This is a genomic window from Nonomuraea muscovyensis, assembly GCF_014207745.1.
Classification (GTDB): domain Bacteria; phylum Actinomycetota; class Actinomycetes; order Streptosporangiales; family Streptosporangiaceae; genus Nonomuraea; species Nonomuraea muscovyensis.
Genome location: NZ_JACHJB010000001.1, coordinates 2,255,271 through 2,276,687, shown reverse-complemented (window position 1 = coordinate 2,276,687; position 21,417 = coordinate 2,255,271). Strand labels below are relative to the sequence as shown.

General features: G+C 72.8%; 18 protein-coding genes. 10 read left to right on the top strand and 8 right to left on the bottom strand.

Annotated elements, in window-relative coordinates:
- Positions 1-157: 157 nt before the first annotated feature.
- Both FHU36_RS10735 and FHU36_RS10730 read left to right on the top strand, forming a co-directional pair.
- Complete coding sequence (locus FHU36_RS10735) at positions 158-1,102, top strand: leucine-rich repeat domain-containing protein (protein ID WP_185083572.1); 945 nt, start codon at positions 158-160, stop codon at positions 1,100-1,102.
- Entirely contained in the window at positions 1,099-2,982 is a 1,884-nt protein-coding gene (locus FHU36_RS10730) for a hypothetical protein (RefSeq protein WP_185083571.1), read from the top strand. Before FHU36_RS10735 ends, FHU36_RS10730 begins: the two co-directional genes overlap by 4 nt.
- Positions 2,983-3,094: 112 nt before the next feature.
- Here the strand turns inward: FHU36_RS10730 and FHU36_RS10725 are convergent, their stop codons facing one another.
- Both FHU36_RS10725 and FHU36_RS10720 read right to left on the bottom strand, forming a co-directional pair.
- Positions 3,095-4,840, bottom strand: a complete 1,746-nt coding sequence (locus tag FHU36_RS10725; RefSeq protein ID WP_185083570.1) for an HAD-IIB family hydrolase — start codon at positions 4,838-4,840, stop codon at positions 3,095-3,097.
- Between the two features lie 114 nt (positions 4,841-4,954).
- Positions 4,955-5,137 carry a hypothetical protein gene (locus tag FHU36_RS10720; RefSeq protein WP_185083569.1) on the bottom strand — a complete coding sequence of 61 codons (183 nt, stop codon included), beginning with the start codon at positions 5,135-5,137 and terminating at the stop codon, positions 4,955-4,957.
- A gap of 232 nt (positions 5,138-5,369) precedes the next feature.
- Between FHU36_RS10720 and FHU36_RS10715 the strand changes: the two genes are divergently transcribed.
- The 4 genes from FHU36_RS10715 to FHU36_RS10700 all read left to right on the top strand — a co-directional run bounded on the left by FHU36_RS10715 (position 5,370) and on the right by FHU36_RS10700 (position 9,617).
- Positions 5,370-6,881 carry a M28 family metallopeptidase gene (locus FHU36_RS10715; protein ID WP_185083568.1) on the top strand — a complete coding sequence of 504 codons (1,512 nt, stop codon included), beginning with the start codon at positions 5,370-5,372 and terminating at the stop codon, positions 6,879-6,881.
- Between the two features lie 128 nt (positions 6,882-7,009).
- Positions 7,010-7,525 (top strand): SigE family RNA polymerase sigma factor, encoded by a 516-nt coding sequence (locus FHU36_RS10710; RefSeq protein WP_312891533.1) that lies wholly within the window; start codon positions 7,010-7,012, stop codon positions 7,523-7,525.
- Complete coding sequence (locus FHU36_RS10705; RefSeq protein ID WP_185083566.1) at positions 7,522-8,730, top strand: hypothetical protein; 1,209 nt, start codon at positions 7,522-7,524, stop codon at positions 8,728-8,730. Before FHU36_RS10710 ends, FHU36_RS10705 begins: the two co-directional genes overlap by 4 nt.
- Positions 8,731-8,801: 71 nt before the next feature.
- Entirely contained in the window at positions 8,802-9,617 is an 816-nt protein-coding gene (locus FHU36_RS10700; RefSeq protein WP_312891532.1) for a DUF1206 domain-containing protein, read from the top strand.
- Positions 9,618-9,621: 4 nt separating this feature from the next.
- On the opposite strand, the gene FHU36_RS10695 is transcribed toward FHU36_RS10700, so the two are convergent.
- The 4 genes from FHU36_RS10695 to FHU36_RS10680 all read right to left on the bottom strand — a co-directional run bounded on the left by FHU36_RS10695 (position 9,622) and on the right by FHU36_RS10680 (position 14,870).
- A complete protein-coding gene (locus tag FHU36_RS10695) occupies positions 9,622-10,989 on the bottom strand; it encodes a sulfatase family protein (RefSeq protein WP_185083565.1) in 1,368 nt (455 codons plus the stop codon).
- Between the two features lie 31 nt (positions 10,990-11,020).
- The gene (locus FHU36_RS10690) at positions 11,021-12,028 is read right to left on the bottom strand and encodes a LacI family DNA-binding transcriptional regulator (RefSeq protein ID WP_185083564.1); all 1,008 of its coding nucleotides are present in this window, start codon (positions 12,026-12,028) and stop codon (positions 11,021-11,023) included.
- Positions 12,029-12,156: 128 nt separating this feature from the next.
- On the bottom strand, positions 12,157-13,575 hold the full coding sequence (locus FHU36_RS10685) for a pyridoxal phosphate-dependent decarboxylase family protein (protein WP_185083563.1): 1,419 nt from the start codon (positions 13,573-13,575) through the stop codon (positions 12,157-12,159).
- A gap of 131 nt (positions 13,576-13,706) precedes the next feature.
- Positions 13,707-14,870 carry a class I SAM-dependent methyltransferase gene (locus tag FHU36_RS10680; RefSeq protein ID WP_185083562.1) on the bottom strand — a complete coding sequence of 388 codons (1,164 nt, stop codon included), beginning with the start codon at positions 14,868-14,870 and terminating at the stop codon, positions 13,707-13,709.
- Positions 14,871-15,034: 164 nt separating this feature from the next.
- Between FHU36_RS10680 and FHU36_RS10675 the strand changes: the two genes are divergently transcribed.
- Genes FHU36_RS10675 through secD form a run of 4 tightly spaced genes read left to right on the top strand, consistent with a single transcriptional unit; the run spans position 15,035 to position 19,448 of the window.
- Positions 15,035-15,622 carry a TetR/AcrR family transcriptional regulator gene (locus tag FHU36_RS10675; RefSeq protein WP_312891531.1) on the top strand — a complete coding sequence of 196 codons (588 nt, stop codon included), beginning with the start codon at positions 15,035-15,037 and terminating at the stop codon, positions 15,620-15,622.
- Positions 15,619-16,800 (top strand): FAD-dependent oxidoreductase, encoded by a 1,182-nt coding sequence (locus FHU36_RS10670; protein WP_185083560.1) that lies wholly within the window; start codon positions 15,619-15,621, stop codon positions 16,798-16,800. The genes FHU36_RS10675 and FHU36_RS10670 overlap by 4 nt, the downstream gene beginning before the upstream one ends.
- 42 nt (positions 16,801-16,842) lie before the next feature.
- Complete coding sequence (locus FHU36_RS10665; RefSeq protein WP_185083559.1) at positions 16,843-17,172, top strand: hypothetical protein; 330 nt, start codon at positions 16,843-16,845, stop codon at positions 17,170-17,172.
- Between the two features lie 32 nt (positions 17,173-17,204).
- Positions 17,205-19,448, top strand: coding sequence for a protein translocase subunit SecD (gene secD / locus FHU36_RS10660; protein ID WP_185083558.1), 2,244 nt, complete (start codon positions 17,205-17,207; stop codon positions 19,446-19,448).
- A 98-nt stretch (positions 19,449-19,546) separates the two neighbouring features.
- Here secD and FHU36_RS10655 read toward each other — a convergent pair whose 3' ends face one another.
- Both FHU36_RS10655 and FHU36_RS10650 read right to left on the bottom strand, forming a co-directional pair.
- Entirely contained in the window at positions 19,547-20,461 is a 915-nt protein-coding gene (locus FHU36_RS10655) for a helix-turn-helix transcriptional regulator (protein ID WP_185083557.1), read from the bottom strand.
- 208 nt (positions 20,462-20,669) lie between these two features.
- The gene (locus FHU36_RS10650; RefSeq protein ID WP_185083556.1) at positions 20,670-21,344 is read right to left on the bottom strand and encodes a sensor domain-containing protein; all 675 of its coding nucleotides are present in this window, start codon (positions 21,342-21,344) and stop codon (positions 20,670-20,672) included.
- Between the last annotated feature and the right edge of the window lie 73 nt (positions 21,345-21,417).

Below are 21,417 nucleotides of genomic sequence, written 5' to 3'. Positions count from 1 at the left end.
GACCTCCTGCTGAGGCGGACCTTGACTCCGCCCGAGGACGCCGCAATGTACATGGTGCGGCGCGAGGCTGTCCACGCCGACGATCATGTAATCGGCGCGTCCTGGCAGCTTGACACATCGGCTTGACGCAGCGGCAGTTTTCCGTACATTCGTACGAATGCAAGCGACCGCCGCCGAAGAAGCCTTACGGGCCCACCCCGACGACCTCGCCTCGTGGCATGCCTACAGCGACCGGCTGCTGGAGCGGGGCGACACCAGAGGCACACTGATCCGCCTTGAGCAGCGCCTGGCGCGTACCCGTCCCGCCGATCGCCCGGAGGTGGAGCGCGAGATCGCCGACTTCGTCGCCGAGCACGAGGCCGGATGGGACGACGGGCTGCCGGCGTCCGCGCAGGTGCTTTCGCGCCGGTACGGCTTCGCCGTGGACGTGTCCGTCCCGTGGTCGGACGACGTCCGCGAGGTCGTGGAGCAGGTTCTGCGCAGCCGGTTCGTCACCACGTTGAGAATCACGTCGGCCGCGGCGGCCCGCGAGGACGCGGGCGACGACTGGGACGACGAGGACGACGACTGGGAAGACGACGACGAGGGGGACGAGGACGACGAGGAGGACGGCCCGCAGGCCGCGGCGCGTCGTGGGCGCCTGGACATGCGGGCCCTCGCCGGGTTGGATGCCGGGCGACTCGTCGAGCTTGACCTCTCCTATCTGAAGCTCGGCCCCGACGACGCCGCGATCGTCGCCGCGCTGCGCCTGGACCGGTTGCGGGCGCTGGACCTGCGGTACTGCCGCCTCGGCGACGCCGGACTCGCGGCCCTCGCGGCGTCCCCGCACCTGGGCGGACTGCGCCGCCTGCACCTGCAGCGCAACGGGGTGACCGCCGAGGGCGTGCGTTCCCTGCACCGGTTCCCGGAGCTGACCGAGCTCGACCTGCGCTACAACGACATCGGCGAGACGGGCGCGGAGGCCCTGCTCGCCGCCCCGTTCGCCGGGTCCCTCACGCGGCTGTGGCTCTACGACTCCGACGTGGGCCAGGACGGCGTGCGGAAACTGGCGCACGCCGCACATCTTCCGTCGGGACTGCGCAGCTTGTGGAGGTGCGTGTGAGCATCGACCTTCGGGATCGGTTCTTCGTCCTGTCGGCCCCGGACGCGCCCGCCGAGGAGGTCGCCCGGTATCGGGCGGAGGTGGACGCGACCGATGCCGTGCCTGCCGCGACGGTGGACGGCCTGGACCTGTCTTGGCATCCGTCGGCGCGCTTCAAGGCGGTGCGGTTTATCGATGCCGAACGGATCGACGAGCGGGTGCGGGATCTGTTCGCCCGGCCCAGCGCGGACGCGCCGTACCTCGCGGCCGTGTTCGTGGATCCGCACGAGTTGTCATTCCGCACGTTCGAGAACATCGTCCCGCTGGACCGCCTGTTCGAGGACGTCCCGCTGGAGGCGGAGCCGGCCGGGCGCGCGGAGCACGCGGAGGGGGTGTTCTCGTTCTCGCTGCGGTTGCCGGAGGAGACACGGGCCAGGCTGGCACGGCTGGACGAGCTGAACCTGTACGTGCCGCCGCTGAACGCCGCGTCCAGGGGCGGTGAACGATTCATCTTCCACTCGGCGCTGCTGGCCGAGGCGTTGACCGCGGCGGTCGCCGACGCGTTGCCGCCGGCGGTGGTGGTGGGGTTCTCGCATGTGAACCCGGTGTTCCGCTGCAACCGGTTCGAGCCCGGCGACGCGAACTTCCACCGGCATCGGGACACGCCGTACTTCGACGCGGCGCGGCGGCACATCTCCCGGTACACCGTGCTGCTGTACCTGACCGGCGGTACGGGGTCGCCGGCGCTGGACCTGGTCGGCGGCGCCGCGTTCGGCGAGATCGGCGAGTTCACCTGCGTGATCTTCGATCAGCGGTACGAGCACGAGGGCGCCCCCTACGGCGACGGCCGCAAGGTGTTCCTGCGTACCGAACTCGTCTTCGCCGCCGACGAGGTCACCGAGGCGCCGGAGATCGGCGAGCTGTTCAGCAAGGCGTGCTACCTGACGGGTGAGAGCGTGTTCGCGCCGGAGCTGGCCCGGCACGCCGACGCCTACTACAACCAGGTGGCGGCCGCGCACTGGGCCGGCCTGGGGGAGGGCCCCACCCGCGAGACCTTCGTGCACAAGGAGTTCAGGGGAGTGCACTTCGTGGCCAACGGCTACGACTTCTGGTTCGCCAAGACAGACGCGTTGTCGCTGGCGGAGTGCGCGGCGCTCACCCTGCTCGACTACTTCAACTGCAAGCTCGGCGACACCGCGTTCCGGGCGCTCTGCAAGACAGAGGTGATCGAGTCCGACGACGCCGGCTGGATCCCGGAGTTCCTGCGGGCCAGGCACAGCGGGTCCGCCATGACGCGGGTGGACAAGTCGGCCTTCTTCCCCGAGCCGGAACGACTCGACGGCCGGATCTGCTGCCCGTTCCACTCCTCCGGAAACTACGACCCCACACGCCACGACGAGATCATCGACGTCTACACCGACGCGCAGTCCTTCGCCAAGGCGCACATCCTGCCCGCGCCGATCCTCATGCTCGGCGAGGACGTGGCTCTGGACCCGGACCGGTTCGTCATCCATGACACCCTGATCCACGTGCTCGGCAAGGACACACTCAAGCCGGTCAACTTCGCCGCCTGCTGGAACGACGAATCCATCCCCGAGGACTACGTGATCGTCGCGGCCAAGGTCGGTGTGACGCGGTTCCTCGTACCGCCGATCATGTACGCCGAGTCCGCCGGCTGCTACCACCTCACGTTCGACTTCTTCCGCAACTCCTGGATGGTCGACCACCGGCAGGCCACCATCCCCATCCCGAGGATCACCGAGGAGGACTGGGCGGACCCGGACGAGAAGAGTGCCTGGCGGCGCTCGGTGGACAGGTCCCTCATCGACGACGAGCACCCGCTGTCCGACAGCGACCTGTGGGACGACGATGACGACTGGGACGACGACGAGGACGACTGAAGGACGTGAACAACGTGAAGGGCGACGGTTGAGTCCCCTCTGCGCGCGCGACAGCCAGGAGGCTCGGCCGGGCGCCTGCGCGCGCCGGTAGGTGAAGTAGGGCAGGTCCCCGCTACCGGTCGTCGTGGTCCGGGTCGTACTTGGTCGGCTCGGACGGCAGCGTGTAGCGCTCCTCGATGAGGGCCGTGACACGGCGCAGGCTGTCCCGGGCGTCGCGCTCGCCGCGCTCGCAGCGCTCGACGCCGGCGACCGCGTCGGCCAGCTCGTCGTCGCCCAGCGACTCGCGAATCCACCTGGAGTAGTCGCCGCGCTCCAGGTGGTAGAGCCACGTCTCCTCGTCCACGCCCTCGCTCAGCTCGATGAAGGTGTGCAGGTTGCGGGCGCGCAGGCGCAGGCGGTTCGCGGGGCCGGTGAAGTAGAAGCTCTTGTCCTTGGACATGGTGCCCGCCGCGTACTTGCGCCGGTGCCTCGTGCGCTCGGTGCGGGCGGGCTCCACCTCGACCGGCTGGGCCCGGTCGGCGTCGCACCGCCACAGCACCACGCCTCCCTCGGGCAGGCCGTCACCGGGCGGGGCCGGCCGGCCGAGGGCGTCGGCGAACGCGGCCAGCGTGCGGCCCGGCCGCGCGCCGACCGCGAGCACGGTGCCGACCAGGCGCAGCGCCGCCGGGCTCAGCGCCTCCGGGTGCACGGTGATCATCAGCAGCGAGCCGAGGTCGCGCACGTCCTTGATCGGCACCTCCTGCAGTTCCGCCGGCATCAGGTGGTGTGCCTCGTCCACCACGACCCAGTGCGGGTGTCCGAGGCGCGTCCGCAGGGCCGTCAGGCGGGGCAGCAACTCGGCGAAGAACGCCGGCCGGTCGCGCAGCGCCATGCCGATCATGTTCACGACCGCGCTCTGCTCGGGTGACTCCAGCAGCTTCAGCACCTCCTCGACGCCCGGCGGCCGGTCGGGGTCGCCCAGCACGGCCGCCTCCGGGAACTCCGCGTAGTCGCCCTCCGGGTCGATGACCACGCACTGGTGGCCACCCTCGATGAGCCGTTCGAGCAGCGCGGTGGTGACCGTGGACTTGCCGCTGCCCGACGGCCCGGCCACGACGAGCCCCGCCCCGTACGGCGGCAGCCGCACCTCCCCGCCCCCGTCCCCGCCTGCCCGGCCCAGCAGCACGTCGTGCCGGGGGATCGGCCGCTCGTCCAGCTCACCCGACAGCAGCAGCTCGGCCAGCTCGACGACACCCGCTCCGTCCTCCCCGTCGAGCGGCAGGTCGCACTGCGCGCGCAGCGCCGGCACGGCGTTGGCGACGGCGGCGCCGCACTCGGCGGCGGCCAGGAACGCGTGGTCGTTCTCGGCGTCGCCGACGGCCACCACGTTGTGCTGCGACAGGTTGAGCCGCCGGAGGGCGGTGGCCAGGCCGCTGGCCTTGTTCACGCCGGGCGGCAGCACCATGACCGCGCCCTTGTTCCTGATCACCTGGAGTTCCAGGCCGAAGTCGCGGATCGCGTCGTTCACCTGCTCGTCGTACGGCTCGCGGGTGGCGACGATCACCGCCCCGACGCCCAGCGGCGTCACGCCCTGCCCCTTCAGCCGCTCCACGAACTCCTCCGGCGGCGGCGGGGCCAACGTGTCCCTGGTCCGCTCGCCGGGATCGTAGAGCAGCGCGCCGTTCTCGGCGACCACCAGGTCGAACAGGTCGGCATGCGGGAACACGGCGAGCAGGTCGTCCAGTTCGCGGCCCGTGACCAGCAGCAGCCGCCGGCCGGAGCGGGAGACCCGCTCCAGTGCCCTGACCGTCTCGTCGGCCACCGCGCCCCGCGTGGCGAGGGTGTCGTCGAAGTCGCAGGCGAGCACGTGATATCTCATGAGCCCGCCCCTACCCGGGAGCACGCGGTCGAAAGGCGCGCCCGGTCACTCGCCGGACCTCAACCTCTGCCGCGTTCCAGCGGTGCGGACGCGGCTCCGCCGAACGGCCGGCGGTCAGGCGTCGGTGGGCCGCTCGTAACCCTCGTCCTCCCCGTAGACCCGCTCATGTGGGTCACCCTCCGGCTGGTTGGCCGGGTCGGTGGGCGAGGGGGAGAACTCCTCGGCGAAGTCGGCCTCCGTGTAATCCTCGGGGTCGTCCCGCCGGTCGGCGAGGGGGCGGTCGTCGGGCTCCGACATGAATCCTCCTCCGTGGTCGGCTCGTCAGGGGACACCCTGCCCGGGGGAGGCGCAGCCATGTCGAAGACCGTCCTCGGGCCCGGCGATGCGTGCCCCCTCGCATATCAACGCGGCCGACTCATGAACGTTCGTATCCGTAATCGGGCCCTAGCCGTTTCCCGTGCACGGGGATACCTTCCAATAAGGCTGCCTCGGGGGATCTTGCGGCCGTTTCTGTTGTTGGAGGAGTCCTATGCGCGTATCCGTTTTCAAGGGCGCCGCCGCCCTGATTACGGCAATCGCCCTGCCGCTGGCCATGACCGGCCCGGCCGAGGCGAAGACGGCCGAGGAGGTTTTCGCCAGGCACCTGGTGAAGCAGGTCACGGGGGCCAATGTCAAGAAGCACCTCGACGCCCTGCAGTCCATCGCCACGGCCAACGGGGGCAACCGCGCCGCGGGCACGCCCGGTTACGCGGCCTCTCGCGACTACGTGGCGGGCAAGCTGCGCAGGGCCGGCTACCGGGTCACCCTGGAGCCGATCAACTTCGTCCAGGGCTGGACCGAGAACAACCCGCCCACCCTGGCCCTGACCGCTCCCGGCCAGAAGACGTACACACCGAACGAGGACTTCCACACCTTCCAGCCCTCGCCGGCCGGTGACGTGACGGCCCAGGTCCAGGGCGTGGACCTGACCCTGCCGCCCGCTCCGACGCCGAGTTCGACGAGCGGCTGCGAGATGTCCGACTTCGAAGGCTTCGTCGAGGGTCGCATCGCGCTGATCCAGCGCGGCACGTGCGCGTTCGCCCAGAAGATCCGCAACGCCGGCGCCGCCGGCGCGTCGGGCATCATCGTCTTCAACGAGGGCCAGGAGGGCCGCACCGACGCCTTCCCGCTCGACATCGGCGAGTGGCGGGCCGGCGTGCCGATGGTCTTCGCCGACTTCGCGGTCGGCAACGAGCTGGCCGCCACCGCCGGTGCGACGGTCCGGCTCAAGGTGGACGCCACGCTGCAGCTCGGCACCGACCACAACGTGATCGCCGAGACCCGCCTCGGCGACCCGGGGAACGTCGTGATGGTCGGCGCGCACCTCGACAGCGTCCCCGAGGGCCCCGGCATCAACGACAACGGCTCCGGCAGCGCGGCCATCCTGGAGACCGCCCTGCAGATGAAGCGGTTCCCGGTGCGCAACAAGGTGCGCTTCGCGTTCTGGGCGGCCGAGGAGCTCGGCCTGCTCGGCTCGGACCAGTACGTCGAGAAGCTGTCGCAGGCGCAGCGCGACCGCATCAGGCTCTACCTGAACTTCGACATGGTCGCCTCACCCAACTACGCCATCAAGCTGTACGACGGCGACAACTCCGACAACACCGGCTCCCCGGCGGGCCCGCCCGGCTCGGCGGAGATCGAGAAGCGGTTCGAGGCCTTCTACGACGCCCGTGAGCTCGGCCACGTCGGCACCGACTTCGACGGTCGCTCCGACTACGGCCCGTTCATCGCCGTGGGCATCCCGGCCGGCGGCATCTTCACCGGCGCCGAGGGCATCAAGACGGCCGAGGAGGCCGCCCTGTTCGGCGGCACGGCGGGCACCGCCTACGACCCCTGCTATCACCAGGCGTGCGACACCATCGGCAACATCGACGCGACGGCGCTCGACGTCAACTCCGACGCGATCGCCGACTCCACCGCACGGTACGCCTTCAACCTCAGGACCATCCCGAGGCGGGAGGCCGCCGCTGCGGCCCGCGTGGCCGTACAGGCCGCGAGCTGACCCACCCGGACGCGGGAGGACGGCCGGAGACCGGCCGCCTCCCGCGTTCGTCTTTTCCGGTCCCGGTGACAGGCATAGCGCGGCGGGGCGCGGAGCGTCTGAGGGGTGACATTCCCATCCTCATGGAGGTGATCGTGGACCCCGCGGACGAGCGAGGCTTCCGCGAGTTCGTCTCTGCGCGCTCTGCCGCCCTGATGCGGCTCGGCTTCCTGCTCACCGGCGGTGACCACCACGCGGCCGAGGACCTGGTGCAGACGGCGCTGGCGAAGCTGGCGGCCAGGTGGCGGCGCGTCGAGGCGCCCGAGGCGTACGCGAAGCAGATCATGTACCGCCAGCAGGTGAGCTGGTGGCGCGTGACCGGCCGGCGCGGCGAGGTCGTCCAGGCGACCCCGCCCGACGGGCCGGGACAGGACCGCACCAACCAGAGCGAGCTGCGCATGGTGCTGCGGGGAGCGCTGGCCAGGCTCACGCCACGTCAGCGCGCGGTGCTCGTGCTGCGCTACTTCGAGGACCTGCCCGAGCGCGAGGTGGCGCGGCAGCTCGGCTGCTCGGTCGGCACGGTACGCAGCACCGCGCACCGTTCCCTCACCCGCCTGCGGGAGGTCGCCCCCGAGCTGGCCGAGGAACTGGAGGTCGCACGATGACCCGCATGCTGCGCGACACCCTGCACGAGTGGGCGGACGAGGCCGTGGTGCCGCACGACCTGGCCGACCGGGCGCTACGCAGGCGCGTCCGGTGGCCGGCCGTGACGGCGGTCGCCCTCGTCACGGGAGTGCTCCTCGCGGTGGCCGGGTACGTCACCGGCACGGGCGACGCCGAGCACACCGTACGGCCGGCGACCGAGGTCACCCTGCCCGCCAGGCCGTCGCCCGCCCCCACGGACGTGCGGGCCGACACCGCGAACCGGCCGCCGCGCAAGCTCGTCGCCGCCGGGAACGTGGCCGTGTCGGCCTACTGGACGTACAGCTTCGAGAAGCTCCCCAACTCCGTAGAACGCCTTCGGCGCGTCTGGTGGCTGTACGATCCCCGCACCGGCGGCTACGAGCGGACCTCCTGGGCGTGGCTGGACGTCGCGCCGGGGCTCCAGGTCGCCGCGGCGATCGACGGCGACGGCCTCGGCAAGCGGCTGGTCATCGTGGATCTCAACACGCAGCGGATCCTGTCGTCCATCGGGCTGGAGCACGCCGTCGGCTCGGTCGTCTGGTCGCCTGACGGCACCGAACTCCTGGCCACGACCTACTCCGAGTATCCCGACCGGTGGCGGCGGCTGGGAAAGAACTCCCAGGAGCACTTCGCCAGCACCAGGACCGGCTACTACATCGTGGACGCCGCGACGGGAGAGGCCGAGCACCACGCGCTGCCCCCGATGCGGAGCGGCTCCGAACCGGGCTTCGTCGACGGCCCGAGCAACGGCAACAGCCGGCAGGACCTGGGCTGGAGCGCGGACGGCTCGCTCATCTGGGAACCGAGCGTGACCAGGCCGAGCCGCGCCTACCGCACTCTGGACGGGCGGCCGCAGGACGCGCCCGCCGACGACCGGTACCTCGGCCGTAACGGCTGGTCACGTCTCTCGCCCGACGGCACCCGCCTCCTCGGGGAGCCCGGCCTGCCCACCCGCATCACCGACGTCCGGACCGGCGACGTGGTCGGCCGCCAGCAGGTGCTCCAGCTCCTGGCGTGGGCGGATGACGACACCGTCGTCGCGCTGGGCTGCCGGGGGGACTGTCCCAACGAGTTCGACGCGGGGCTCGTGCTGGTCAGCGTCGACGGCACCAGGATGACCCCGTTGACCGGCAAGAGCGACAGCCGGAAGGAGGGCGCCTGGAGCTGGGTCCTCACCCCCAGGTGACGCACTCCTCATGCCTAACGGCCGCCTTCCAGGGCACTCGGGAGTCTTCGGGCGATCCCTGAGGAGGAGCGGTGACGACAACGAACGCGGGCCGGCAGGCCACGGCCGCGGCGCGGCGGGCGGTCCGGCACCCCATGATGGACCGGCTCACCCGCGTCGGGCTGGCCTGCCGCGGCGTGCTGTACGCGCTGATCGGTGTGCTGGCGGTGCAGATCGCCTTAGGCGGGGCGGACGAGCAGGCCGACAAGGGCGGCGCGATCGCCACGGTGGCGGAGCTGCCGTTCGGGTCGGTGATCCTGTGGGTGATGGTGGCGGGCTTCGTGGCGCTGTCGCTCTGGCAGGCGTCGGAGGCGCTGTTCGGCGGGCTCAAGACCTTGGACCGCGTCGAGGCGGTGCTCCGGACCGGCGTGTACGTGCTGATCGTCTTCACCCTGCTGAGCGTGCTGCTCGCCGGAGGAGCGGCCTCCGAGGACAAGAAGTCGCAGGACGTGACCGCCAAGCTGCTCGACCTGCCGGGCGGGCCGCTCATCGTGGGCCTGATCGGCCTCGGCGTCATCGGGCTGGGCGTGTACTGGGCGCGGTCCGGGCTGACCAAGAAGTTCCGCGAGGACCTGGACACGGGCCGGATGTCGCCCGGGGCCGAGCGGACGATGGAGAAGCTGGGCACGGCGGGCTACCTGGCCAGGGGCGCCATCGCCGGGCTGGCCGGGGTCTTCGTCGTGCAGGCGGCGCTCACCGCCGACCCCGACAAGGCCGGCGGCATCGACGCGACGCTCCGGGCGTTCGCCGCGACCCCCGTCGGGCCGTGGCTGCTCGTGGCGGTGGCCCTGGGGGTGCTGCTGTTCGCGGGCTACTGCTTCGGCGAGGCGCGCTGGCGCCGGACCTGAGCGTTCACGTCGTCTTCGGCGGCTGGTGGCCGAACCTCGCCGGGGCGGGGCCGCGCAGCCGCACGGCGGGGTCGGTCATCAACTGCCCGCCCGGGTCGTGTTCGGGCGCGGGCTCGATGACCGGCTCCGCCTCCCCGGCTTCGACGATCCGGCGTGCCAGCCGCTCGCGCAGCAGCGCCGCCTGCTCCCGGTGGGAGCGCAGGCCGACCAGGTTGGACAGCTCGTGCGGGTCGCCGGCGAGGTCGTACAGGGCCTGCTCGCGGTAGCGCGGGGCGGCGGCGTCGTGCCACGGGTGGGCGTCCTCGGCGACGGCGTAGTACTTCCACCGGGAGGTGCGGATGCCCCGGCCCACCTCGGACTCGCTCACCTGGAAGAACACCTCCTCGGGCCAGTCGGCGCGGGCGTCGCGCACCAGCGGCAGGAACGAGCGGCCCTGCATCTCCGCCGGCACCGGCAGTCCGGCGGCCTCCAGCAGGGTGGGCGGCAGGTCGATCGTGCTGACCGGACGCGCGATGGTCCCGCCGCCGTCGAAGCCGGGCCCGCGCAGGGCCAGCGGCACCCGCAGCGAGGCGTCGTGGCAGGACCGCTTGTACTCGCCGTTGCGGGTCTTGAAGTGGTTGCCGTGGTCGGAGGTGTACGCCACGATCGTGTCGTCCAGCAGGTCCATGCTGCGCAGCGCGTCGAGCAGCCGGCCGAGCCCCTCGTCCAGCCGCTTGACCTGGCCCAGGTAGCCGCCCGCGTGCCGGTGCGCCGTGCCGCCGAGCGTCGCGAGGTCCGGCGGCATCCAGCGGCCCGCGTAGCGCTCCTCGTAGCCGTCGGGGGCCGGATAGCTGTCCACCTGGTTCTGGTGGTGCGGCTCCAGGAACGACACGAAGAGGTAGAACGGCTCGCGGTGGTGGTCGGCGACGAAGCGGACGGCCGCGTCCACCAGCGCGTCCGAACGGTAGCCGGGCAGCAGCACGGGGTCGTCCGCCTCGTCGTACACGATCGTGCGGTAGGCGTCGGAGGTGTGTTCCAGGCCGTTGGCCGCCAGCCAGGAGCGGTAGCCGCCGCGCCGGTCGGCGGGCACCGGCTCCTGGCCGCCCAGGTGCCACTTGCCGATGTAGCCGGTGGCGTAGCCGGCCTCGCCGAAGCGGTGGGCGAGCGTCCGCTCGGCGGCGGGCAGGGGGATGCCGTTGCGGTGGACCCCTGTGGTGGTCGGGTAGCGGCCCGTCTGCAGGGCGGCGCGGGCGGGCGCGCACACGGGCTGCGGGGTGATCGCCACCTCGGCCTGGGTGCCCCGTCGGGCCATCCGGTCGAGGGTGGGGGTGAAGGGGCCGACGGTGTCCCACCGCTGCTGGTCGGTGAAGAACACGATCACGTTCGGGCGCAAGAGGGAACTCCCATCGGGGCACGGAGGCGGTTCAGGCGGAGCCACGCCGCAGGAACGACCAGGTGCGGACCAGCTCGCGGGCGGGTGGCGGCTCCTCGGCCCGGAGGCGGTCGAACAGCAGCCGCACGACGTCGGTGCAGTCGTGCCGGAGCGGGCCGACGGTGCTGAGCGGCGGGTTGGCGATGAGCCCTTCGTCGATGTTGCCGACGCCGATCACGGCCACGTCCTCCGGGACCCGCAGGCCGGCGTCCCGGACCGCCCAGATCGTGCTGATCGCGGCCCGGTCGGAGGCGGCGAAGACGGCGTCGGGCCGGTCGGGGGAGCGCAGCAGCTCCGTGACCGCCTGGTAGGCGGCGACCCGGTCGTCCGCTCCCGAGACGATGAGGCGTCGTGCCGGATCGACGCCGTGCCTGTCGAGGGCCCGGGTGTAGCCGAGCAGCCTGCCGGAGGGGCGGCCGGTGTAGAGCTCGTGGCGGTGCGCCAGGAACGCGATGCGGCGGCGGCCCTGCGCGATGAGGTGCTCGACCGCCTCGGCGCAGGCGTCGGCCTCCGGGACGCGCACCACGTCGCACCCCGGCGGGACCTCTCCCTCGCGGATGGCCACGACCGGCAGCCCGGTCGAGACGACCGAGGCCAGCAGGTCGGGGGTGAGGTGCTCGCCGCTCACGTTGATCAGGGCGCCGTCGGCGATGCCGCCGCGCAGCACGTCGGCGGCGGCGACCGCGCGGGCCCGTGAGTAGACGGTGAGCGTGACCACGGAGTAGCCCTGGGCGTCGGCCATCTCGTGCAGGTCCCTGGCCAGCCGCTCCTCGGTGGGGACGCCGCCGAACGAGCCCTGCACCAGGCAGACCCGCTGCGTGCGGCCCCGGCGCAGGCTCCTGGCCGCCTGGTCGGGGGCGTAGCCGAGCCGGCCGGCCGCCTCCAGCACCCGCTGCCTCGTCTCGGGGGCGACCCTGCCGTCACGGCCGCCGAAGACGTAGGAGACGGTCGCGACCGAGACGCCCGCGGCCTCGGCCACCTGCTTCGCTGTCGGCCTCATGTTAAACGTATAACACAGCCGGGCCTCGAAGGCCAAGAACGTGCAGGAGTGATGTGTTAATCGTTTGACATCAGAAGTGCCGCCGCTCCGTGGCGGTCACCATCGCCCGGAGGATGCCGGGTCCGGGCTCAGCCGTACAGGACGGACAGGAAGCGCACCAGCACCGCCTCCCGCGCGGCGGCCGGGAGGGCGTCGAGGACGGTGTTGACCACCGCCATCTCCGGCTGCCCCGAGCCCGGCCGCAGGTCCACCCCGACCGAGGCGGCCAGCTCGGCGAACTCGGCGTCGGTCAGCGCGTCGAGGTCCAGCCCCGCCACCAGCTCCACCAGCCCCTCGGGGAGCACGACGGGGCCGCGCCGCCGGGCCGCCTGCGCCGACTCGGCGATCACCTTCAGCATCGCCTCCACCCCGGCCAGGGTCACGCCGGTGACGGTGATGTGCAGGTTGGCCGGGATGCCCGCGTACGAGAGCTGCGGCTGCAGGAACCAGCCGCGCGCGCGGGCCTCGTCGGCGAGGACGAACACGTCCAGATCATCGCCGGCGAGGGCGACCAGGGCCGACTCCGGCTCGCCCAGCACCCGCAGGCCGGGCACGCGGGCGATGCCCTCGCGCAGCGCGGCCGACGCCTCCAGCGTGGCGCGGGCCAGGTCCACGTAACCCCGCCGGCCGAGGGCGTGCAGCGTGGCCCAGGCGCCGCCCAGCGGCCCGGCCGACCGGGAGCTCTGCACGGTGGCGTTGACCACCGTGTAGCCCGGCCAGGCGGCCGAGGCGAAGTACGCCCTGCGGCGCATGGCCGGATCGGCGAACAGCACGACCGAGGCGCCCTTCGGGGCGTAGCCGTACTTGTGCAGGTCGCAGGAGAGGGAGGTGACGCCCGGCACCGACAGGTCGAACGGCGGGACCGTCGCGCCCGCCTCACGCAACCAGGGCAGCAGCCAACCGCCCACGCACGCGTCCACGTGGCACGGCACGCCCGCGTCGGCGGCCACGGCGGCCACCTCCTCGACCGGGTCCAGGACGCCCTGCGGGTAGGAGGGGGCGGAGGCGACGACCAGCACGGTGTCGCCGTCGATCGCGTCGCGGACGGTGTCCGGCCGGACCTTGTACGTGCCCAGGTCCACCGGCACGGGCCGGACGGTGAGGCCCAGGTAGTGGGCCGCCTTGTGGAAGGCGGGATGGGCGGTGACGGGGACGACGAGGTTCGGCCGGTCGCGGCGGGCCGTGTCGCGGGCGGCCTTCACCGCCAGCATGATCGACTCAGTGCCGCCGCTGGTGAAGACGCCGTGGCCGCCGCCCAGCAGCCCGGCGACCGCGCCCACGACCTGCCGCTCCATCTCGACCACGCTCGGGAAGGCGGTGGGGTCGAGGGCGTTGACCTCGAGCATCTCGGCGTAGGCGCGGGCCGCCGCCTCGTGCGCGGCCGGCCGGCCGGTGTCGTAGACGTAGGCGGTCACCTGGCCGCCCCTGACGGGCAGGTCGTGCCGCTTGAGCCGGACGATCTCGGCCAGCAGGTCGTCGACGGGTCTGCCGGTCTCGGGCAGGTTCACACGCGCTCCTCGCCTTCGGGTGGGCCGAATGTAGTTCGGCCGGAAGGCGGCGGTCAATCAGGTGACGGTCGTCGGGTGGCGGTCGACGAGGTCCCAAGCGGTCAGGTCCCTGCCGGTCAGGTCCCTGCCGGTCAGGTGCGGGCGCCGGTGCCGGAGGAGCCGGTGAGGTCCAGGTCCGCGCCCTCGTCCGGAACGGCCGCGCGGTCGCGCAGGCGGTGGATGGTCAGGCGGTCGCTCCAGCGGGCGACGGCCTCCTCGTCGGCGAAGGCCAGCGCGCGCATCATGTTGCCGCCGTCGCTCGCCTCGACGGTCTGCCGCAGCCTCCGGCGCAGCGGCTCGGGCAGCCGGGTGGTGCCGGCCTCGACCGTGTCGCCGTAGTGCGGGGCGTAGGCCACCCCCTCGAAGCCGGTTCGGCGCAGCAGCGTCTTCAGTGTCTCGGAGTCGTAGAACATCAGGTGGTTCTTGGTGAACCCGCTCCACTCCGGCCCGTACGCCTTGAGCAGCAGAGATCGGGCGTTGACCGTCAGGATGAGCAGCACCCCGCCCGGGGCCAGCAGCTCGCGGAAGCCCGCGAAGTCCTCCAGCGGCCGGGGCAGGTGGGCCAGCACCGACCACAGGGTGATCACGTCGAAGCCGCCCGCGGCGATCTCCGGCACGTCCCGCGGCGCCCCGAAGTAGGCCCGTGCCCGCTTCAGCCGCGCGTTGGCCTGCGTCACGGAGTCGGGCGACAGGTCCACCCCGTAGCCGTCGAAGCCCCGCTGCTCAGCCAGTTCCAGGAACAGCCCGACACCGCAGCCGAAGTCGAGCAGCCGCCTGCCCTCGCCGTCGTCGAGGACGGGGGAGAACGCCTGCATCGTCAGGTTGTAGCGACGTTGCCGGTTGGCCGCGTACGTGCCGGTCAGGAAGCCGCTGTAGCCGCTCGAGTAGAGGTCGCCGAGCCGCTCCGGCCGCACGTTGGGGTTGCGGTAGAGGAAGCCGCAGGACGGGCAGCGGACGACGTGGTAGCGCCACTCCCGGCCCTTGCCGCCCTTGCCGGCGCCGGTCGGCTCGAACAGCGGCTGCTGGCGCGACTCGCCGCACATCATGCAGCTCAGGAACTCCTCGATCTCGCCCAGCGGCAGCTCGGAGCCGTACTCCTCCAGGGACAGCACGGGCGCCCGCCGGATCCGCCACCGCCACTGCGCCTCGCGGAGCAGCCGCTCGCCGGGGCGTACGTAGACCCGCTGGCCCCAGGGCACGCGGTCGTATCGGGAGCCGTAGAGCAGACCTCGGAGCAGTCGTCGTGCAGGGACCATGGCCAACACCTCAAAAGAGCGGAATGCCTGGGATCTCCCCTGTCTGTAATGCGACTATTCCATCGCTTCGGTCAAGACGCCACATCTCCCTCTGGACGGTACGGCCGCCTGCCGCCTACTATTTGGACGAACGACCAAGGCGATCGACCAAACAGGAGGCTCTCGTGGCAGAGGTGTCCGCCGAGCGGGGCAGGGCGACGCGGGAGCGCCTGCTCCGGGCCGCCGTGTCCCTGATCGGCGAGGTGGGGTGGAGCGGCGTCTCGACGCGGATGGTGGCCCAGCGGGCCGGCGTCAACGCAGGGGTGGTGCACTACCACTTCGCGTCGGTGTCCGACCTGCTGGTGGCCGCCGGCGTCGGGTTCGCCCGTGAGCTGCTGGAGCAGGCCGGGGCCGAGCTGGCGCGCCGGCCGAGCGTGCCCGACGGGATCGACTGGCTGCTGCGGGAGCTGTCCCGCTACAGCGGCACCGACCCGGCCTCGCTGCTGATGGCCGAGCTGTTCCTCGCCGCCGGGCGCGAGCCCGGGCTGCGCGACGAGCTGGGCGTGCTGATCATCGGCTTCCGGTCGCGGGTGGCCGGGTGGCTGCGCGCCCACGGCCACGGCGCGCAGGCCGAGCAGGCCGCCGTGGTGATCGCCGCCCTGATGGACGGCCTGGTCCTGCACCGCGCGCTGGACCCGGCCCTGGATCCCACCACGCTCGCCGGGCCGCTGCGCGCCATGCTCGGCGTCCGGCCCGAAGGAGGATCGAGATGACCGCGATGAGAGTGCTCGTCTGCGGCGCCGGCATCGCCGGGCTCACGCTGGCCTGGCATCTGGAGCGCTCGGGCTGGGAGGTGGAGCTGGTCGAGCGGGCACCCGCCTTCCGCGACGGCGGCTACATGATCGACTTCTACGGACCCGGTTACGAGGTGGCCCGGCGGATGGGCCTGCACGACCGCCTGGAACAGGCCCGCTACCCGGTCACGGAGCTGGCCTACGTCCGCCGCGACGGGCGGCCGGCCAGCCGGCTCACCATGCCGCCGGAGTTCGCCGAGCAGGTGGTCAGCCTGCCGCGCGGCGACCTGGCCCGCGCCGTCCACGACGGCGTGCGCGCCCCCGTCCGCTACGGCACCAGCGTCGAGGCCGTCGCCCAGGACCGCCACGGCGTCACCGTACGGCTGACCGACGGCACCGAGCGGCGGGTGGACCTGCTCGTGGGCGCCGACGGAGCGCACTCCCGGGTGCGCGGGCTCGTCTTCGACGAGGAGCGGCCCTTCGTGCGCTACCTCGGCCACCACGTCGCCGCCTACACCCTGACCGACCCGGAGCTCAGCCGGCGGGCGGGGGACCGCTACGAGATGCGCACCGTGCCCGGCCTGATGGCGGGCACGTACGCGCTGCGCGGCGGCCGGCTCGCCCTGCTGTTCCTGCGCCGCGAGCCCGACCCCGAACCGCCCGCCGACCCCCGCGCCGCGCTGCTGCGCCACTACGGCGACATGGGGTGGATCCTGCCGGAGGTGCTGCGCCACTGCCCGGACCCGCCGCGGCTCTACTACGACCAGGTGACCCAGGTGCACGTGGACGAGTGGAGCAGGGGACGGGTGGTGCTGCTGGGCGACGCCTGCCAGGCCGTCTCCCTGTTCGCCGGGCACGGCGCCTCGCTGGCCATGGCCGGCGCCTGGGTCCTCGCCGACGAGCTGGGCGCCCCCGGTGACATCGGCGACGCGCTGTCCCGCTACCAGGGGCGGATGCGGCCGGTCGTCCTGGAGGTGCAGCGGTTCGGCCGCCGGTTCGTCCGCTGGATGGCCCCGGCCGAGCGGTGGCGCATCGCCGCCCGCGACGCCCTGCTGCGCCTGGCGGGCCTTCCCGGAGGCGGGCGGCTCCTCGTCGGCTCCCTCATCAACGAGGGACACGACCTCGTCCGCTCGGCCTCGGGAGCCGGACGAGGGTAGGTTGGGCCTCGGCTGCGTTTCGGCCCGTCGAAGGGAGGGGACGTGCGAACCAGGCTCACCGCCGCGCTGCTCCTCCTGCTGCACCTGTTCGTCCCCGCGGCCGGCCACGCCACCCACCGCGGCGTCGCCGCGCAGGCCGCGCCCACGCACGCAGACCAGACGGTGGGCCACCCGCGTGACGAGCGCGCACCCCGTGTCCACCTGCCCGCCGGCCCGTACGCCTCGGCCGGCGGCGTCGCCGTCATCCCGACCACCGCGGGGCCCGCCGGGCGCCCGCGGCCCGTGATCGCCGCCTCCGGCGGCCACCTCGCGCCTCCCCAGCCGGCCCGCGCCGCGGCCCCGGCCAGGGGGCCGCCCTCCACGACGCGCTGACGTCCATCCATCGACAGCCTGTGGAGGCTTCCATGTCCCGTGCGCCCGTGTGGCGCGCGGTGGTGACGTGTGTCGTCGTCGCCACCGCATTCTTCCTCGCGTTCACCATGTCCCCGCGCCTCGGCCTCGACCTGCGCGGCGGCACCCAGCTCGTGTTCGAGACACGCGACTCGCCCACCGTCAAGGCCGACGCCGACGCCACCGACCGGGCACTCGACGTGCTCCGGCGCCGCGCCGACGCGCTCGGCGTCGTCGATCCCACCCTCGTCAGGTCCGGCGAGCGGCGGATCATCGTCGAGCTGCCCGGCGTGCTCGACCCGCGCAAGGCCGCCGAGGTCATCGGCCGGACCGCCCAGCTCACCTTCCATCCCGTGCTCGGCGTGGCCGCGGCCGACGACAAGAAGGCCGTGGCCGACGAGTCGGGGCAGCGGCTCTCGCTCGGCCCGGCCGCCATCACCGGTGACGGCGTGACCGACGCCGCCGCCCGGACCGACCCCCAGCAGGGGCCCGGCTGGTTCGTCACGGTCGACTTCCGCGACCCCGGAGCCTGGCAACGGCTCACCGGCGCCGCCGCCTGCGAGCCGGTCGGCGAGCCCAAGCGGCGGCTGGCCATCGTGCTCGACAACGAGATCATCTCCTCGCCGCAGGTGGACCCGTCCGTGCCCTGCAAGGCCGGCATACCAGGCGGATCAACTCAGATCACCGGCTCCTTCACGCCCCAGGAGGCGCAGGACCTCTCCGTGCTCATCAAGGGCGGCGCGTTGCCGGTCCCGATGGAGCTGATCGAGCAGCGGACCGTCGGGCCCACGCTCGGTGAGGAGGCCATCGAGGCCAGCGCCAAGGCGGGTGTCGCCGGCGTGCTCCTGACCGCGGTGTTCATCATCGCCATCTACCGGCTGGTGGGGCTGCTCGCCGCCCTCGCCCTCGCCCTGTACGGGCTCATCTCCTACGCCGCCCTGATCGCCATCGGGGCGACGCTAACCCTGCCCGGACTGGCCGGGTTCGTGCTGGCCATCGGCATGGCGGTGGACGCCAACGTGCTCGTGTTCGAGCGTGCCAGGGAGGAGTACGCCCGCTCGCCGCGGCTCGGCCTGCGGGCGGCGCTGGACCGGGGGTTCAGGAACGCCTGGAGCGCCATCGCCGACTCCAACATCACCACGCTGCTGGCCGCCGGGCTGCTGTTCTGGCTGGCCTCTGGGCCGGTACGCGGCTTCGGCGTGACCCTGGCCATCGGCGTGCTCGCCTCGCTGGTCTCGGCCATGCTCATCACCCGTGTCCTGACCCACCTCGTGATCGGCCGGGTGAGTCCCCGGCTGTCGGGGCTCGGCTCGGTGGGCCGGGTCCGCACCTGGGTGACCAGGCGCGACCCGCAGCTCATGGCCCGCGGCCGGATCTGGCTGGCCGTCGCCGCCGCGCTGGTCGCCGTGGCAGTCGCCGGGCTGGTCACCCAGGGCCTGAACTTCGGCGTGGAGTTCACCGGAGGCCGGATCGTCGAGTTCGCCGCCACCAAGCCGGTGAGCGCCGACGCGGCCCGGCAGGCCGTGGCCGAGGCGGGACACCCCTCGGCGGTCGTCCAGGCCTCCGACGACGTCGTCACCGTGCGCGCCGGGCAGATCAGCGCCGACGACGTGGCGGGCATCGAGACGGCGCTCGACGGCCGGGTGGGCGAGGTGACCAAGCAGCGCGACGAGCTGATCGGGCCCAGCCTGGGCGAGGAACTGCGCCGCAACGCGCTCATCGCGCTCGGCGTGGCGCTGGCGGCCCAGCTCCTCTACCTGGCGGTCAGGTTCAGGTGGACGTTCGGCACGGCCGCGGTGGCCGCCCTGGTGGTGGACACGGCCGCCGTCGTCGGCGTCTTCGCCTGGCTGGGCAAGCCCATCGACGGCGTCTTCCTGGCGGCGATGCTCACCATCATCGGCTACTCGATCAACGACAAGGTGGTGGTGTTCGACCGGGTCCGGGAGATGTGGACCGCGGACCGCAAGGCGCCGTTCGCCTCCATCGTCAACGGCGCGATCCTGCAGACCGTGCCGCGCACGGTCAACACCGGGCTCGGCGCGCTGTTCATCCTCATCGCGCTGGCGGTCTTCGGCGGAGACTCGCTGCGCGACTTCGCCATCGCGCTCATCCTCGGCATCGTGGCCGGCACGGCGTCCTCGTCGTTCGTGGCCGGGCCGTTGGCGATCGAGCTCGAACGGCGCAGCAAGCAGCCGCCTCCCGAGCCGCCCAAGCCGCGCGAGAAGACCCGGCGCGACGGCTCCGGCGCGGTCGTGTAGCCCCGCCCGGGTCAGGGCCGCCACCGGCGGCCCGCCCGGGTCGGGACCGTCTCTCGTGGCTGGGCCGGGTCGGGACCGTCACTCGCGGCCCGGCCGGGTCAGGGCTTCTCGACGGCGGGCGGGGCGTCCTCGCCGTTCGCGGCCGTGCCGTGGGTCAGCCCCTGCCGGTCCGCCCACGCGTCCAGCTTCCTGATGGCCGCGTGGTCGGGTGTGCCGGCGGGGGCGCTCATCAGCACGACCGCCTGGGTCTGGTCCTCGACGCCGGTCAGCACCTGCCAGTCCACGCTGAACCGCCCCGCGACCGGATGGTCGAGGCGGCTGCTGCCGGAGGTCCGCATGGTCACCAGGTGCTGGGCCCACCAGGTGCGGAAGTCGAGGTCGCGTACCGACAGCTCGCCCACCAGCTCCTGCAGCCGCGGCCGGGCGCAGTCGGCGCCGGCCGCGAGCCGCAACGCGGACACCGTCTCCTGCGCCCGCTCCTTCCAGTCGACGAACAGGGAGCGGACGTGCGGGTCGAGGAACGTCATGCGGGCGTAGTTGCGGTGCTGCGGCCGCATGGCCGCCAGGTCGCCGAGCAGGGCGGTGGCCAGCCGGTTCCAGGCGAGGATGTCGAGGTAGCGGCCGAACACCAGGGCCGGGGTGTCGACCAGGTTGGCCAGCAGGCGTTCGACCTGCGGCTTGACGCGCTGGCGGCCGTCACCGCCCCGGCCGGCGACCTCGTCGGGGTGGGCGAGCTGGATGAGGTGGCGCTGCTGGTCGTCGTTGAGCAGCAGGGCCCGCCCGATGGAGTGGAGCACCGCCCGCGAGGCGGTGCGCACGCGGCCCTGCTCCAGGCGCGTGTAGTAGTCGATGCTGATGCCGGCGAGCTGCGCGACCTCCTCGCGCCGCAGCCCCGGGACGCGCCGGGGGTAGCCGGTCTCCGGCAGGCCCACGTCGGGGGCGCTGACCAGGGCCCGCCGGCTGCTGAGAAAGTCCCCCAACGGCCCCCGAGGGCTCGCGTCCGCGGATCGCATCAGGTGGATTATGGCACCTAACCGGAGCTATCGCCGGGGAAACCCGTTCCTGGGAACGACGTATCCTTCCAGGTCAGCCGCGTAGCCGCCATGCTGTTACCCGGAGGGGGGGAGGAGCCGGCCGACGTGGACCGGGAGGGTATCCACGACGACCGGCTCCTTCTTGCTCTGCTCCTGCCGAGTTCGCGACACGGGCGCGGGCCGATGCTCAGGCGCGGCGGGGCGCCAGCAGGTCCGCGTACGGCGAGTACGACTCCGCGACGGCCGGGCGGGCGGGGCCGGTGAGCAGCGCCTGCGCCAGAGTGGCCCTGACCAGCGCCATGCCGTGCACGATCGGCGGCAGCGTCACCGCGAACAGCGCGCCGACGGCCGTGTTGAAGATGATGAAGGCGGCCGTGCCGTCGCCGAGGCCGAGCAACTGCGGGATGCCGCCGTCCACTCCCGGGATGGCGGCGATGATCCACCCGTAGAGCGGGAACGACAGCCCGGCGACGGCCGCGACCCACCAGGTGAGGGTGACGGCGAAGGAGAGCACGGCGAACGGGAAGGCGATGACGGCGTGGAGCAGGTCCAGCCAGCCCTGCGTGTGCGCCACCGGGTTCGCCAGGCGGCGCAGCAGGCCGGCGGACGGCGGCGCGGCGGGGTAGTCAGGGCGGCCGACGGGCCGGTCGAGCACCTCGGCGACCATCTCACGCTCGGCGTCGGCGAAGCGCCGCGCCGCACCGGCGGTCGCGGCCAGGATGGGCAGTCCCACGAAGGCGACCAGGCTGCCGAGACCCGCCGCGACACCGGTCACGACAAGGGCGAACGAGACGGTGGCGGCCGGGAAACCCCCGAGAGCGTAACGGGTGTCGGTGGCGATGCGCCGGCGGAGGGTCGTCATGGCGTCAAAACTACGGACGACGCCCCGGCCCCGGCGATCCCGCGCACCGGCCTATCAGGGTAGGGACAGCCCT